This is a genomic window from Polaromonas sp. P1_F2 (genome assembly GCF_056405735.1).
Genome location: NZ_JBFUBN010000002.1, coordinates 387,894 through 402,736 on the forward strand (window position 1 = coordinate 387,894; position 14,843 = coordinate 402,736).

General features: G+C 65.6%; 15 protein-coding genes. 2 read left to right on the forward strand and 13 right to left on the reverse strand.

Annotated elements, in window-relative coordinates; genetic code table 11:
* Window positions 1-2 precede the first annotated feature (2 nt).
* Window positions 3-317 (reverse strand): helix-turn-helix domain-containing protein, encoded by a 315-nt coding sequence (locus AC1D0O_RS05725; RefSeq protein WP_477652573.1) that lies wholly within the window; start codon window positions 315-317, stop codon window positions 3-5.
* A 144-nt stretch (window positions 318-461) separates the two neighbouring features.
* On the opposite strand from AC1D0O_RS05725, the gene AC1D0O_RS05730 reads away from it, so the two are divergent.
* Window positions 462-1,313, forward strand: coding sequence for an XRE family transcriptional regulator (locus AC1D0O_RS05730; RefSeq protein WP_477652574.1), 852 nt, complete (start codon window positions 462-464; stop codon window positions 1,311-1,313).
* A 126-nt stretch (window positions 1,314-1,439) separates the two neighbouring features.
* Window positions 1,440-2,801 carry a sensor histidine kinase gene (locus AC1D0O_RS05735; RefSeq protein WP_477652575.1) on the forward strand — a complete coding sequence of 454 codons (1,362 nt, stop codon included), beginning with the start codon at window positions 1,440-1,442 and terminating at the stop codon, window positions 2,799-2,801.
* A gap of 617 nt (window positions 2,802-3,418) precedes the next feature.
* Here AC1D0O_RS05735 and AC1D0O_RS05740 read toward each other — a convergent pair.
* The 12 genes from AC1D0O_RS05740 to AC1D0O_RS05795 all read right to left on the reverse strand — a co-directional run bounded on the left by AC1D0O_RS05740 (window position 3,419) and on the right by AC1D0O_RS05795 (window position 14,813).
* A complete protein-coding gene (locus AC1D0O_RS05740) occupies window positions 3,419-4,003 on the reverse strand; it encodes a response regulator transcription factor (RefSeq protein ID WP_436157339.1) in 585 nt (194 codons plus the stop codon).
* Between the two features lie 144 nt (window positions 4,004-4,147).
* Window positions 4,148-5,467 carry a tryptophan--tRNA ligase gene (locus tag AC1D0O_RS05745; RefSeq protein WP_477652810.1) on the reverse strand — a complete coding sequence of 440 codons (1,320 nt, stop codon included), beginning with the start codon at window positions 5,465-5,467 and terminating at the stop codon, window positions 4,148-4,150.
* 42 nt (window positions 5,468-5,509) lie between these two features.
* Window positions 5,510-6,178, reverse strand: coding sequence for a site-2 protease family protein (locus AC1D0O_RS05750; protein WP_477652576.1), 669 nt, complete (start codon window positions 6,176-6,178; stop codon window positions 5,510-5,512).
* 205 nt (window positions 6,179-6,383) lie between these two features.
* Window positions 6,384-7,019 (reverse strand): L-threonylcarbamoyladenylate synthase, encoded by a 636-nt coding sequence (locus AC1D0O_RS05755; RefSeq protein ID WP_477652577.1) that lies wholly within the window; start codon window positions 7,017-7,019, stop codon window positions 6,384-6,386.
* 29 nt (window positions 7,020-7,048) lie between these two features.
* A complete protein-coding gene (locus tag AC1D0O_RS05760) occupies window positions 7,049-7,957 on the reverse strand; it encodes a DMT family transporter (protein WP_477652811.1) in 909 nt (302 codons plus the stop codon).
* Window positions 7,957-8,817, reverse strand: a complete 861-nt coding sequence (locus AC1D0O_RS05765) for a 3',5'-nucleoside bisphosphate phosphatase (protein WP_477652578.1) — start codon at window positions 8,815-8,817, stop codon at window positions 7,957-7,959. The genes AC1D0O_RS05760 and AC1D0O_RS05765 overlap by 1 nt, the downstream gene beginning before the upstream one ends.
* A 79-nt stretch (window positions 8,818-8,896) precedes the next feature.
* On the reverse strand, window positions 8,897-9,631 hold the full coding sequence (locus AC1D0O_RS05770) for an aspartate/glutamate racemase family protein (RefSeq protein ID WP_477652579.1): 735 nt from the start codon (window positions 9,629-9,631) through the stop codon (window positions 8,897-8,899).
* A gap of 12 nt (window positions 9,632-9,643) precedes the next feature.
* Complete coding sequence (locus AC1D0O_RS05775) at window positions 9,644-10,366, reverse strand: GntR family transcriptional regulator (protein WP_477652580.1); 723 nt, start codon at window positions 10,364-10,366, stop codon at window positions 9,644-9,646.
* A complete protein-coding gene (locus AC1D0O_RS05780) occupies window positions 10,363-11,244 on the reverse strand; it encodes an ABC transporter permease (RefSeq protein ID WP_477652581.1) in 882 nt (293 codons plus the stop codon). Before AC1D0O_RS05780 ends, AC1D0O_RS05775 begins: the two co-directional genes overlap by 4 nt.
* 101 nt (window positions 11,245-11,345) lie before the next feature.
* Window positions 11,346-12,257, reverse strand: coding sequence for an ABC transporter permease (locus AC1D0O_RS05785; RefSeq protein ID WP_477652582.1), 912 nt, complete (start codon window positions 12,255-12,257; stop codon window positions 11,346-11,348).
* A 123-nt stretch (window positions 12,258-12,380) separates the two neighbouring features.
* Complete coding sequence (locus tag AC1D0O_RS05790; protein ID WP_477652583.1) at window positions 12,381-13,685, reverse strand: ABC transporter substrate-binding protein; 1,305 nt, start codon at window positions 13,683-13,685, stop codon at window positions 12,381-12,383.
* 84 nt (window positions 13,686-13,769) lie between these two features.
* Complete coding sequence (locus AC1D0O_RS05795) at window positions 13,770-14,813, reverse strand: ABC transporter ATP-binding protein (protein ID WP_477652584.1); 1,044 nt, start codon at window positions 14,811-14,813, stop codon at window positions 13,770-13,772.
* Window positions 14,814-14,843 lie beyond the last annotated feature (30 nt).

Below are 14,843 nucleotides of genomic sequence, written 5' to 3' on the forward strand. Positions count from 1 at the left end.
TTTCAAGGCCTGCGGGACCGGCCGCGGCCCGGCGCGACCGGCATGGTCACGGCCAGCTTGCGGGTTTGCCGAAAAGCCAGGGCGCGCGCCTCGGGATTCTGGTAGCGCGAGGGCCACAGGGTCTCGGGCGTGGTGTCCAGGGCTGCGGCCACCATTTGCTCGGCCGCCAGCCAGGGGCTGACGAGCACGCGCTGGATATGGCTGTAGCCGTATGCCTGGGCGATTTTACGAAGGCTGGTGCCCCGCTTGCGCAAGGCAGCAATGACGTCGGCGGGGTGCATATCTTCCTGTGAGATTGTTGCTTTATTTGTGCTCATGTCCACTATTCTGAGCTTGAAAGCACTGAAGTCAAGCCTGTTTATGCCCATGGTTATGAGTGTTGCTTATATTTCTATGCAAATTTCGTAGAGGGCTGGGATTCCCGTTTGCGCTTCTGTGTTCATTGACACAAAATAGTGTTCATGAGCACAAAAGAGACGGCCCCGACCGTACAGGACCCCCACCAGCCGTATCCGTTCGCTTCCGTATCGCCCGTCAAGGCCGACGAGCCGGTGGCCTGGTATCGCTACCATGCCGCGGCGGCTGCGGACAAGGCCGAGGTGAAAACCGTGCGCACCGAGGCGCGGACGGTGTTCATGCAGCAGTTCGGCCAGCGCTGCCGGGCCGCGCGCGGCGCCCGCGAGATCAACGATGTGGCCGCGGCGGTGGGCGTGCACCGAAACACCATCTGGAACGTGGAGCGCGGCGACAGCCTGCCAGACGCGTTCGAGCTCGAGGTGCTGGCCCGCGAATACAACACCACGCCGACGCAGCTGCTGGGCGGTGAGGGGCAGGATGCACCCCGCTCCACCGCGGTGCCGCACGGCGTGCGCGCGGTGCAGGCCGATGAATTGATCTACGTGCCGCTCTTCGACCTGCGCGAACAGGCTGAGGGCGCCGCCTTCACCGACGCCGACTCGGTGCTGGCCATGCGGCCCTTCGACGCGCAGTTCATCCGCTACGACCTGGGCATCGCGCACGACGACCTGGCGATGTTCGGCGTGGTGGGCACGGCCATGGAGCCGTGGCTGCATGCCAAGGATGCGGTGCTGGCCGACCTGCGCGACCGCGATGCGCTGACCGAAGGCGTGCACCTGATACGCCTGGACGGTGCGTTGCTGATGAAAAAACTGCAGCGCCTGCCGGGAAAAATCCTGCGGGTCAGCAGCTACAACCCGACCTACGAGCCGTTCGACATCCAGGGCCACGAGTCGGCCGACCGCGACTTCGCGGTGCTGGGCCGGGTGCGCTGGGCCGGCGTGACCTTCAACTGATCCTCCCTGCATGGAAGACGGCTGCGCGCCGCGCGTGCTGTTGCGTCTTTGCCGCGCCGCGCGCCGGCAGGTGCGGGCAGGTTCGGGCAGCGGGCGGAGCCGGCCGACAGGCCCTAAACTCGGCCCATGGACTCCCCCTCAACGACACGGCTGATCCGTAGCGTCGCCGACCTCTCGCGCGAGGAGTGGGTGGAGATGCGGCTGATCCACACCCTCATGCGCTATGCGCGGCCAGCCCTGCATTCGGCGCTGGTGTTGATCGTGGTCATGGTGGCTGTTCTCTACCACCATGTGGACACGCTGGCCCTGGGCCTCTGGGCGGCGGTGGCGGTGGCCGTGACCGTGGTCCGCTATGGCGTCGTCGGCATCTACCACCGCAGCCTGGCGGGCGTCAGCGGCCCGCGCCTGCGTGCCTTCATGGCGCGCTACGGCTGGACCTGGTCGGCCAGCGCCCTGGTCTGGGGCGCGTCCATGTTCGTCTATTTCCTGCGCGCGCCCGTGTACGACCAGTTTCTGTGCATGGTGGTGCTGGTGGGCATGGCCGGCTTCGCGGTGGGCACGTTTTCGTCCTGGCTGCCCTGCTTCAGGGGTTATGTGAACGGCCTGGGCATCTCGGTCGTGGCCGCGCTGCTCTACGATCTGATGATGGAGCGCGGGTTGCCTTCCACCTTCAACACCTACGGCATGCTGGCGCTGGTGCTGATCTACTGGGCCGTGATCCGCATCTCGGGCCAGCGCTTTCACGAGGTGCAGCGCGTCAACCTCGAACTGCAGTACGACAACTCCTCCCTGATCAAGTCGCTGACCGAGCAGAGCCGGGCGGCCCTGGAGGCCGTGGAAATCAAGAACCGCTTCATCGCCAGCGCCGCCCACGACCTGCGCCAGCCCGTGCATGCGCTGGACCTGTACGCCGGCTGGCTGGCCGCGGAGCCCGAATTCGTCGAGCAGATTACGCCCAAGATCGTGCGTTCCACCAAGGCCGTCACGGATCTGTTCAATTCTCTGTTCGACCTGGCCGGGCTGGAAACCGATCCACTCAGGGTCAACCTGCAGGAGGTGGAACTGGCGGGGCTGCTGCAGGACCTCGAGGCGCAGTACGCGCCTTTTGCCCGCGAGCGCGGCCTGCGCCTCAGGATACGCGCGGCGCCGGGCAAGGTCAGGTCAGACCCGGTGCTGCTGCAGCGGCTGGTCGGCAACCTGCTGTCCAACGCGCTGCGCAACACACACCGCGGTGGTGTGCTGATGGCGGTACGCCGACGGGGCGGCGTGCCCCGCATCGAGATCTGGGACACCGGTGTAGGCATCGCAGCTGAGCACCAGCAGGCGATCTTCCAGGAGTTCTATCGCATTCCCTTGCAGGGGACGGAGGAGGGCTTTGGGTTGGGGTTGGCCATTGTTTCGCGGCTCAGTGAGGCCTTGGGCCATCCTGTGGGGTTGGCTTCCCGGGCTGGGAGGGGAAGTGTTTTTTGGGTGGAGTTGAGGGGTTAGTGCCTGCGCGCCCTCTGCTGAGTTCTGCTGGCCGGGGGTAGCCCGGCGGCTACTCACTTTTCTTTTGCTTCGCCAAAAGAAAAGTAAGCAAAAGAAAAGGCGACCCTGGTTGCTGCGTCCCTCCGCTTCGCTGCGGGCAACCTGCGGTGCTCGGTTCAGGCGGGGTCTCGCTAAACTCGCTTCGCTCAAACAACGCGATCCCTGATCCGTCTGGACCTGCGCTCCTCGGCGCATCCACAAGGGGTGGGGAGGGAATACCAATACAGAAGAAACAAGGACTCGCCGTGGCGAGTCCTTGTTTGTCTTGGTTTGATTCTTTGTATGTTGTCTCCGCTCCCGCTCCCGATTGCCCCGTCCTGGCTGGGCCGAGGAGCGCAGAGACAAGCGGATCAGGGCCGGCGTTGTCTGAGCGAAGCGAGTTTAGCCGGACCCCGCTTGGCTCGAGCACCGCAGGTTGCCCGTAGCGAAGCGTAGGGACCCAGACTGCGGGTCGCCTTTTCTTTGGTGACTTTCTTTTGGCGAAGCAAAAGAAAGTTACTTGCCGCCGGGCAACCCCCGGCCAGCAGGCCTAAGCCAAGTTAACCGATCGACCAGGCCGCAGGCGGCCCGGAGACTGATTAGAGCAATCCCTGTGTGCGAGCCAGGTGGCTAGCCTGCGACCGGCTCTTGACGTTGAGGCGCCGGAACAAGCGCCACAAATGAACCTTCACTGTGTGCTCACTGATCTGCAGTTCTTCAGCGATGTCGCGGTTGCTCATGCCCTTGTCCAGCATCACGAGCAGCTGCTTTTGCCGCTTGGAGAGCTTTTCGGTCGGGGTGGAGGGTTCCGGGTCCAGGTCTTCGCTGAGGAAGACGCGCAGCACGTTGGAGATCTCGGTGGCGCCTGCGGACTTCTGGATGTAGGCGTCCGCACCCGCTTCGATCGAGAGATCCTCGTAGTCCTGGGCCGGCGCGGCCGACAGAACCACCAGGGGCACGCCGGGGAATTGCTGCTTGAGCTCGCGCACGCCGGAAACACCATTGGTGTCGGGCAGGCGCAAGTCCAGGCAGATCAGTTCGGGAATGCCCTGTTCCTGCACGGCGGGCATGACGGCGGCGAGCCGGTCCAGCTCGGTCACGGTGGCCTTGCTGCTCAGGCGGCGGATCAACATAACAACCGCTTCGCGCATGAGCGGGTGGTCATCTATTACAAAAATACTCATTAATCAGGTCTAAAGTATTGGTCCTATTAGCCATCGAGCATAACTGCTGTGTGTCAACTTTGGGGCATAAATAAACGGGCAATTGCGGTATTTTTTCAGAACGCTGATCCAAAAAAACAACAAGGCCCGGGCCGTGGACCGTTCCTAGGAAGCCGCCGACTCCGCAAAAAACCGCAAGGCCGCCGCCACGTCGGTGTCGCTGACGCCCGGCAAAGCCTGGACTTGTCCCTGCGCCAGCAGCCCCGCCAGGGCCGCCTGGCCGTCTTGCTGCAACGCGGCAATCATCTGCGCGGCGTCCCGCGGCGCTTCAAAGCCGCGGCTTTGCAGCAGCACCCGGGCCTCGGCGTCCTGCAGCTTGAAATAAAACAGGCCGTCCTTTTCGCGGTACTGCTTGAAGGCCGGCGTGGCGCTTTTGGCCGCCTTGGCTTTGCCGGGCGCGGCCGGGAGGGTGCCAAGGTTGCGAAGGCCCACGGCGCGCCGCAGCTCGGCCATGAAGGGCGTGGCCTCGGCACGGGCCTTTTGCGCGCCGGCCTGCAGGATGGCTTCGATCTTGCCGGGGTCGGCCATCAGGGCGTGGTAGCGCTCGCGCATGGGCGCGACTTCGCGGTCTATGCGCTCGAACAGCAATTGCTTGGCGTCGCCCCAGGCGATGCCTTCGGCGTAAGCCTTGCGTAACGCTTCGGTTTCCTCGGCGCTGGCGAAGGCCTGGTAGATCTGGAACAGCGCCGAGCCCTCGACGTCCTTGGGTTCGCCGGGCGCGCGCGAATCGGTGACGATGCCGGCGATCAGCTTGCGCATCTGCTCGCGCGGCGTGAACAGCGGAATCGTGTTGTCGTAGCTCTTGCTCATCTTGCGCCCGTCCAGGCCGGGCAGCAGGGCGACCGACTCCTCGATCACCGCCTCGGGCAGCACCAGGTGCTCGCCGTAGAGGTGGTTGTAGCGCTGGGCCATGTCGCGCGCCATCTCGATGTGCTGGATCTGGTCGCGCCCGACCGGCACCTTGTGCGTCTTGAACAGCAGGATGTCCGCGCCCATCAGCACCGGGTACATGAAAAGCCCGGCGGTGACGTCGGCGTCCGGGTCGTTGCCGGCTGCCTCGTTCTTGTCGACCGAGGCCTTGTAGGCATGGGCACGGTTCAGCACGCCCTTGCCGGTGACGCAGGTCAGCAGCCAGGTCAGCTCGGGGATCTCGGGAATGTCGGACTGGCGGTAGAAGGTCACGCGCTCCGGGTCCAGGCCGGCGGCCAGCCAGCTGGCGGCGATCTCCAGCGTGGACTGCTGGATGCGGGCGGGCTCGTCGCACTTGATCAGCGCGTGGTAGTCGGCCAGGAAATAAAAGCTGCGCACGTCGGCACGGAAGCTGGCCTGGACCGAGGGCCGGATGGAGCCGACGAAGTTGCCCAGGTGGGGCGTGCCGGTGGTGGTGATGCCGGTTAGGAAGCGGGTGGTTTTGTCGGAAGACATCATGGTGTTGAATAGAGGTGGATCGCAGGAAGGCCGCCAGCCTCAACGAAGCAGGAACATGAAGGGGCTCAGAAGCAGGCTGATGATGGCATAACCGGCCGTCATCAGCGGGCGCAGCCAGACCGTTCCCACGATGCCAATGACGGCCAGGCCCAACACCACAAAAAAGCCCCAGGGTTCGACGCGCGACAGCCATTGCGCCAGCTTCATGGGCAACAGGCCGATGAGGATGCGGCCGCCATCAAGCGGTGGCAGCGGGAAAAGGTTAAACGCCCACATGGCGAGATTGACCATGACGCCCGCCTGCGCCATTTTGAGAAAGAACAACTCCTCCACACCCAGGGCTCCCATCGTCAGCAGGCCGAATGCCCAGAGGAAGGCCTGGGCGAAGTTGGACATCGGGCCTGCCAGCGACACCCAGATCAGGTCCCGCTTGGGGTTGCGTAGCCGGCTGAAATCCATGGGCAGGGCCTTCGCATAGCCAAAAAGAAGCGCCCCCGAGGTTGCGAAGTACAGCAGCAAGGGCACGGCGATGGTGCCAATGGGGTCGATGTGCCGGAGGGGATTCAGGCTGATGCGCCCCATCTCTTCCGCGGTGGTGTCGCCGAAATAACGGGCGGCCTCGCTTCGGGCCACGCCGTACATGGTGATGGCGAACAGCACTGGCAAGGCGTAAATGGCGACGGTCTGAATCAGGTTGGCGATATCCATGCTGAATTATGACCCCCACGGTCGCTCACTTCGTGTAGCTCCCGAGGCCTTGCAGGCCGCGGCTCGCGAGACGCTTCGCCCCTGTCGCCCGTCCAAGCCTGCGCAGGCAGGCTTGGAGCCGCGGGCTCCAGCCCCTCGGGGGCCGCTGCGCCTGCGGCCTGGCAAAGCCAGTTCCGCGGCCCCTGCTTGAAGGGAAGTCCGCGAGCTAAAGGCCCAGCAAGGCCAAGTCGCCCCGGCCCTGCCGCACCACCACGGGCTCGCCGCCTTCGCCCATGGGCGTCAGGTCTATCACCGTGGTGGCTTCCTGGTGGCAGGCGCCGGCGTCTATCACGGCGGCCAGTTCATGCTCCAGCAATTCGCGTATCTCGTGCGCGTCGTTGAGCGGCTCGCCGCCGCCGCGCGGGATCAGCGTGGTGGCCAGCAGCGGCGCGCCATGCAGCTCGAGCAGCGCCTGCAGCACCTTGTGCTCGGGCACGCGCAGGCCTATGGTCTTGCGCGAAGGGTGGCTCACGCGGCGCGGCACTTCCTTGCTGGCTTCGAGGATGAAGGTGTAGGGCCCGGGCGTGGCGGCTTTCAGCAGGCGGAACTGTTTGTTGTCCACGCGCGCGTAATTGGCCAGCTCGCTCAAGTCGCGGCACAGCAAAGTCAGGTGGTGCTTGTCGTCCACCCCGCGTATGCGGCGCAGGCTGTCGGCCGCGGCCTTGTCGTCGAGGTGGCAGACCAGGGCATAGCTGGAATCGGTCGGCACGGCCGCGATGCCGCCACGCTCCAGCAGCGCCACCGCCTGCTTGAGCAGCCGGGTGTGCGGATTGTCGGGGTGGACTTCAAAAAACTGGGCCATGGTGTCAGATGCTTCTCAGAGCGGCGGATTCAAGACTCGACGGGTTCGATCGGCACGCGGCTCTGGCGCACCGCCAGCCAGGCGCCCACCGCGCCGCAGATGGCGATCATCGCCATGCCCAGCATGGACCAGCGGTCCGGCACGTGCGAAAACGCGATCCAGCCGCCCAGCATGGCGAAGCCGATCTGCGCATAGATGAAAGGCGTGAGCGTGGACACCGGCGCGCGGCCATAAGCCAGGATCATCATGAAATGGCCGACCGTTCCCATCAGGCCCATGAGGCACAGGCTGGCCCACAGCGTCCAGGAGTCCAGCGAGGCCCAGACAAAGGGCAGGGCCAGCGAGGCGGCCAGCGTGCCCACCCAGCCGGTGTAGAAATGCATGGTCAAGGGGTCTTCGGTGCGCGCCAGCCGGCTGGTCAGGATCTGGAACCAGGCATTGCAGATCACCAGCCCCAGCGGCAGCAGCATGGCCCAGTTGAAGTCGTCGCCGTCGGGCCGGATGATGATGATCGTGCCCGCGAAGCCGCCCACCACCAGCGTCCAGCGCAGCCAGGACACGCGCTCACCCAGCGTCAGCGAGGCCAGCAGCGTGATGACCAGCGGCGTGATCATCACGATGGCGGTGAACTCGCCCACCGGCATGTGCCTCAGGCTGAAGAACGCAAAAAGGCTGGTGAACAGCAGCAGCAGGCCGCGCAGCAGCTGGAACTTCGGGTGCGCCGTGCGCAGCACCGAGAGGCCGCGCGTAGGCAGCACCGCCAGGGTGGTGGCTATTGCCTGGAAGGCATAACGGAACCACAGCGCCATCAGCAGCGGCACGCTGTTGGAAATGACCTTGGTGGTGGTGTCCAGCACCGCGAAACAGCCGACCGCGCCCACCAGGAGCGCAATGCCGGTCGGGGCGTGGGAGTAGTGGTTTTTGGCGGAACCGGCCATCACTGGATGCGGTCCGCCAGCAGTTCCCAGACCGGTGTCAGTTCACCCGGCAGGAAGGGCAGGGTGCCCAGGTCGGTGTGGCTTTCGTCGGGGCTGTGGAAGTCGCTGCCGCGCGAGGCGGCCAAGCCGAATTCCTTGGCCGTTTCGGCGTACTTGAGGTATTCCTGGGGCGTGTGGCTGCCCGTGACCACCTCCACGCCGCGCCCGCCGTGGGACTTGAACTCGGTGAACAAGGCGTATTCCTCGTTAGGGGTGAACTTGTAGCGGCCCGGGTGGGCGATCACCGCGACACCCTGGGCCTGGGTGATCCAGGTCACGGCGTCGCGCAGCGTGGCCCAGCGGTGCGGCACGTAGCCGGGCTTGCCTTCGGTCAGGTATTTGCGGAAGACTTCGTTGGTTTCGCGGCACACGCCGCTTTCGACCAGGAAGCGCGCGAAGTGCGTGCGCGAGATCAGCTCGGGGTTGCCGACGAACTTCAGCGCGCCCTCGTAGGCACCCTTGATGCCGGCCTTGGCCAGCGAGTCCGACATTTCCATCGCGCGCTGCTCGCGCCCGCCGCGCGTGTTGCGCAGGCCTTGCATGATGTCGGGGTTTTCGGCGTCAAAACCCAGGCCCACGATGTGCACCGTTTGCCCGGCGAAGGTGACGGAAACCTCGGTGCCCGTCAGGTAGTGCATGCCCTGGGCCTTGGCGGCCGCCGCGGCGCGCTGCTGGCCGCCGATTTCGTCATGGTCGGTCAGGGCCCAGAGTTCCACCCCGTTGGCCTTGGCCCGTTCGGCCAGCGCCTCGGGTGTCAGCGTGCCGTCCGAGACCACAGAGTGGCAATGCAGGTCGGCATTCAGGATGTTTTGCGGGGTCACATCGACATTTTAGGCTTTATGACTGCCAGCTGCAGTGCGCGCTCACATATCCCTGGTGGTGCCTCCGACCACCGGGCTACTACAAGCCCAAGGCTGTCAGCTCTGGCGAGAGGTTTTCCCAGGGCACGTCAAAGCCCGGCGTGCCGCGCTGCGGCGGCGGCGCATGGCTGCGCAGGGCCCAATGGGCGCCGGCCAGCACGCTGTCGATAAGCGGCACGCCGACCCCGGGCTGCAGGGCCGCGGCCATGCCGGCCAGGCCCGCGCCGCCCAGAATCACCGCCTGCGCGCCCAGCTGGCGCACCGCATCGCGGCAGGCCTGGGCCAGCAGGGTGCGCGCGGCGGCCGGGTCGGCGGCGAGCTGCGCGCCGGTCGGCGCCACGGTGTGGATGCCGGCCAGCGAAGGCGCATGGCCCAGAGCCTGGGCCAGCCGCTGCAGCATGGGCCCCCAGCGCTCGCCCCCGGTGACGATGGCAAAGCGGCCATGGCGCGCCGCCTCGATGAAGGCCGCCTCGGCCAGGCCGGTGACCGGCACCGGGCTGCTTTCGCGCAGCGCCAGCAGCCCTGGGTCGCCAAAGCAGCCTATCAGCACCGCGTCGGGCGCTTCCTTCGCGCCGGCCAGGGCAGCCGCCCAGGCGTCCAGCGTGGCATGCGCGGCCACCGCGTAACTGGCTTCGTCCGAAATATAGGGCGCGCCGAAACGCGCGGTGACGGTGCTGACCTGCACGTGCAGCCCGGCGGCGGCCTGCACATGGGTTTGCAGCAATGCGCTGACCGACGCTGAAGTATTCGGATTGATGACCAAAAGCCTACGCATGCCCGCCGCGCCCTACACCATTCCCGAGAACAGCGCCGACAGATCCGGCGCCTCGCCCGCCGGCGGCGTGAACTGCAGCTGCGACTCCAGGCGCGTCAGGTGCTCGCGCATGTGGCGCGTCGCTTCCCGCGCGTCGCGCAGGCGGATGGCATCCAGCAGCACGCGGTGTTCGCGGCAGCCGCAGGCGGCGGCTTCATCACGGCTGTCCTTGTGGCCTGTGCTGTAGGTCATCAGGATCAGCGAGGTGCGCGAGGTCAGTTCGCGCAGGATGCGGCCCAGCGTCTGGTGGCCGGCGCGCTCGGCGATCTGCAGGTGGAAGTCGCCCGACAGCCGGATCGCGCGGTGCATGTCGCCGGCCAGCCGCGCGGCCTCCTCGTCGTCAATGCAGCGCTTGAGCTGCCGCATGTCGGCCTCGTTGGCCCTGGCGATGAACAGCTCCACCAGCGTGGGCTCTATCAGCCGGCGGACCTCGAAGACCTCGCGCGCTTCCTGTTCGGTCGGCTGGGCCACGGTGGCGCCGCGATTGGGGATCAGGGTGACCACCTGCTCATTGGCCAGGCGCACCAGCACCGGGCGTATGCGCGTGCGCGACACGCCGAAGGCGCCGGCCAGCTTGTCTTCCCCCAGTTTGGTGCCCGGCGGCAGGCGGTGGTCCAGGATGGCCGAGACCACGCGCTCATACATCTCGCTGTCGGTCAGGGGCGTTGCGGGGGCTGCCGTATTCGCGGGGGTCATCGATGTCCTTTTTTCTGCCGCCTGCCGAGCCACCAGGCCAGGCCCATGGCCAGGGCCATGACCCCCAGCGACACCACGGTGGTGACGGTGCCCAGCGCATAGATGGACGGCGTGGTGACGGTGGTCGTCAGGCCCTGCAGTTCCAGCGGCAGCGTGTTGACGTCGCCGATGGCCTGCGAGGTGCGGGCGATTTCGTCCCAGCTCAGGGTAAAGCCGAACATGCCGATGCCCACCACCGAGGGCGCGACCAGCGGCAGCACCACATGGCGAAAGCCCTGCCACGGCGTGGCGCCCAGGTCGCGCGCGGCTTCCTCGTAAGCCGGGTTGAAGCGGTTGAACACGGCGAACATGATCAGCAGGCCGAAGGGCAGCGTCCAGGTCAGGTGCGCACCCAGCGCCGAGGTAAAGAGGCCCAGCGCCGTGCCGTAGTCTTCCAGCGCGCCGGACATGCCGAACAGCTCCAGCGCCTTCTTGATGCCGTTGTCCAGCAGGCGGAACTCCAGGCCTATGCCCAGCGACACGATGATGGACGGCATGATCAGGCTGGACACCACCACAAAAAACAGGGTGTTGCCGCCCGCGAGCTTTTTGCGGAAGGCCAGGCCGGCCAGCACCGACAGCACGACCGTGAACGCCGTCACCGCCAGGCCCAGGCCCAACGAGCGCTTGAGCGCCGCGCCTATGTCCACCACGCCCAGCCCCTCGGCCAGTTTGTGGAACCAGTGCAGCGAGACACCGCGCAGCGGAAAGGTCAAGCCGCCTTCCGGGCCCTGGAAGCTCAGCAGCACGATGACGAACATCGGGCCGTAAAGGAAGAGCACGAACAGCGCGAAGAATGCGGCGAGGAACCAGAAACCGGCAGAGCGTTTATCGGACATAGCTTAGAACCTCCGCAGGAGGGGCCGCAGCGCCGGGCCGCCCCAAGCAAGGCCAGCCCCCTCGGGGGGCAGCGTAGTACACGAAGTGACAAGCGTGGGGGTCATAGTTCTTTGCGGATGTCGACCAGCCGCGTCAAGGCCCAGATGATCATCAGCACCAGCGCCAGCAGGATCACCGCATTGGCCGCCGCCAGCGGGAACTGCAGGTAGGACGTCTGCACCTGGATGACCTTGCCGATGGAGGCGATCTGCTGGCCACCCATGACGCCTATGGTCACGAAGTCGCCCATCACGATGGTGATGACAAAGATGGAGCCGATGATGATGCCGGTGCGCGACAGCGGCACGATGACGTTCCACAGCGTCTGCCAGGCCGAGGCTCCGCTGTCGTTGGCCGCCTCGATCAGGCTGCGGTCGATTCGCATCATCGAGTTGAAGATGGGCACGATCATGAACATCGTGTAGAGGTGCACAAAGGCCAGCACCACCGAAAAGTCCGAGAACAGCAGCCACTCCACCGGCTGGTTCACCACGCCCATGCCCGTCAGGCTCTGGTTGACCAGGCCGTTGCGGCCCAGCAGCGGCACCCACGAAATCATGCGGATCACATTGGACGTCCAGAACGGGATGGTGCACAGCACGAAGAGCAGCGTCTGCACCCCTTGCGAGCGCACGTGAAACGCCAGGAAGTAGGACACCGTGAAACCCGTCACCAGCGTGATCAGCCAGACCAGGAAGCTGAACTTGAAGGTCGACAAATAGGTCTTGAAGGTCACGCACAGCTCGGCGGTGTTGCCGCAGCCGTCGAAGATGGCCAAGTAGTTCTTCAGCGTGAAGCCCGGCAGCAACTCGTATTCATTGAAGTCCCAGAAGCTCACCGCCAGCACCAGCGCCAGCGGGACCAGGAAGAACAGCACAAACACCGCCGTCAGAGGCAGCGCCTGCCACCAGGCGGCAAGGCTGCGGCCCGGTGCGCGCGTGGGTGAAGGCAAGGATGCGGTAGGTGTGCTCATGTGCTGGGTCTTGTTCTTGTTCCCTCTCCCCCTGGGAGAGGGTTAGGGTGAGGGCAGCAGCGCGCGCCGCCGGCCCTCACCCCACCCTCTCCCAGAGGGAGAGGGAGTAAGAAGGCAATGCGGTCAGGCTGCTACGAACTCATTCCATTTCTGAACCATGTAATTGTTCTCATCCATCACCGCATTCCAGCAGGCAATCCCGCCCATGCGCGCTTCGTAGCTGCCGCCGTCGCGCACCGCGCCGGCCTTGGCCAGCACGTCGCCGGTGGGGCTCTTGATGTCCTGCGAAGCGGGCTTGCCTTCCATCCAGTAGGCCCACTCATAGGCTTCCATCTTGGCCTTGGCGGTTTCCAGCACGGCGCTGTAATAGCCCTGGCGGTTCAGGTAGGCGCCGGCCCAGCCGTCGAGGAACCAGTTGATGAATTCATAAGCGCCGTCCAGCTTCTTGCCCGACAGCGTGGCGGGCAGGCCGAAGCCGGCGGCCCAGGCGCGATAGCCTTCCTTGAGCGGCTGGAAGTTGCAGGCGATGCCCTTGGTGCGCACGGCCGTCACGGCGGGGCTCCACATGGACTGGATCACCACCTCGCCCGACGCCATCAGGTTGACCGACTCGTTGAAGTCCTTCCACAGCGCGCGGAACTGGCCCGCCTTCTTGGCCTCGATCAGGGTGGCGATCGTCAGGTCGATCTCCTTCTTCGTCATGTTGCCCTTGTCCGGGTATTTGTAGATGCCTTTGGCCTCCACCACCATGGCCGCGTCCATGATGCCGATGGACGGGATGTTCAGGATGGCGGCCTTGCCCTTGAACTCGGGGTTCAGCAGCTCGGCCCAGGAACTGATGGGGCGCTTGATCAGGTCGGGGCGTATGCCCAGCGTGTCGGCGTTGTACACCGTGGGAATCAGCGACATGAACTGCGTTGGGCTCTTGGCGAAGACCTTGCTCTTTTCGCCTTCGAGGTAAATCACCTTCTTGGGCGCCGTGCCCTGGTCGCCCACGGCCTTGCCGGCCACCGTGCCGGTGGTGAACAGCGAGGTGATCTTGTCGGCGTTCTTGATCTTCTTCGTGTCTATGCCCTTGAGGTTGCCGGTGGGCACGATCTTCTTGAGCGAGAAGTACTCGGTGTCTATCAGGTCAAAGCTGTTGGGCGCGGTCACGGCGCGCTTGGTCACGTCGTCGGTGGTGACAGCCACGTACTGGATGGTGATGCCGGTGTCGGCCTTGAATTTTTCGGCAATCGCCTTGTCCTGGTTCACCGCGGTGCCCAGGTAGCGCAGCACGATTTTTTCCTGCGCATGCACGGCGGGAAACATGCCCGTGGCCAGGATGCCGGCCGTGCCCTTGAGCAGGGAACGGCGGGCCACGCCGCCTGCCGGTGTGTCGGCGGCGATGTCTTGGGGAGCTTGTTGATCAGGAAGAGCGTCGGACATGGTGAAAACTCCTGGTGAAGCGGTTGAGGAAAAATGATCTTCAGGGCGAGGGGGCAAGAAATGAAGGCGGGTCGCAGTCATTGATCAGGCTGCCAGCGAGTGCGCCGCCTCGGGTGCCCACGACAGCTGCACGCTGTCGCCGGGCGCATAGGGCCGGGCCGCGAACGCCGCTTCCGGCACCATCACCGACAGCTCGGCCGTGCTGCTGGCGCTCAGCGACACGCCGGGGTTCTGCAGGCCCAGCAGCACATAGGTGCCCTGGTACTCGACGTCGGTGACCACCGCCCGCCGGTTGTGCGCCGCGTCGGGCGCCGCCTGGCCGGCCGGGGTAATCTGCATGTGGTCGGTGCGCACGCCTATGCGGCCCGCCGGCGTGTCCAGCACGTTGTGGCCGCCCATGAAACGCGCGACGAATTCGCTCGCGGGCCGGTTGTAGACGTCGTGGGGTGAACCCACCTGCTCGATCAGCCCGTGGTTCATCACCACCATGGTGTCGGCCAGCGCCATCGCTTCTTCCTGCGAATGCGTGACGTGGATGAAAGTCAGGCCCAGCTCTTTCTGCCAGCGGCGCAGCTCGGCGCGCATCTGGATGCGCAAAAAAGGGTCCAGCGCCGACAGCGGCTCGTCCAGCAGCAGCACGCGCGGCTGCGTGATCAGCGCGCGCGCCAGCGCCACGCGCTGCTGCTGCCCGCCCGACAGCTCGGCCGGCTTGCGTTCGGCCAAGTGGCCCATCGCCACCCGCTCCAGCAGGTCGCCGGCCTGTTGCCGCCGCGCCGCCTTGTCCACGCCTTTCATCTTGAGGCTGAAGGCCACGTTGTCCAGCGCCGACAGGTGCGGGAACAGCGCGAAGCTCTGGAACATCATGGCCGTGCCGCGGCCGGCGGCCGGCAGGTTGGTGATGTTGCGGTTGTCCAGCAGGATGTCCCCGCTGGTGACGGACTCATGGCCCGCCATCATGCGCAGCGTCGTGCTTTTGCCGCAGCCCGAAGGCCCCAGAAGGCAGCAGTAGCTGCCGCTGGCGATGCGCAGGTTGATGCCGTCCACCGCCGGCCGGTCCTGCGGCGCGTACCGCTTGGTCAGCGCGACGGCTTCAATGGCGGCGGGCGTGGGGCTGGCAAGGGCGTTCATGCCAGCCTTGAGTGCAAGGCTTGTGCCAGG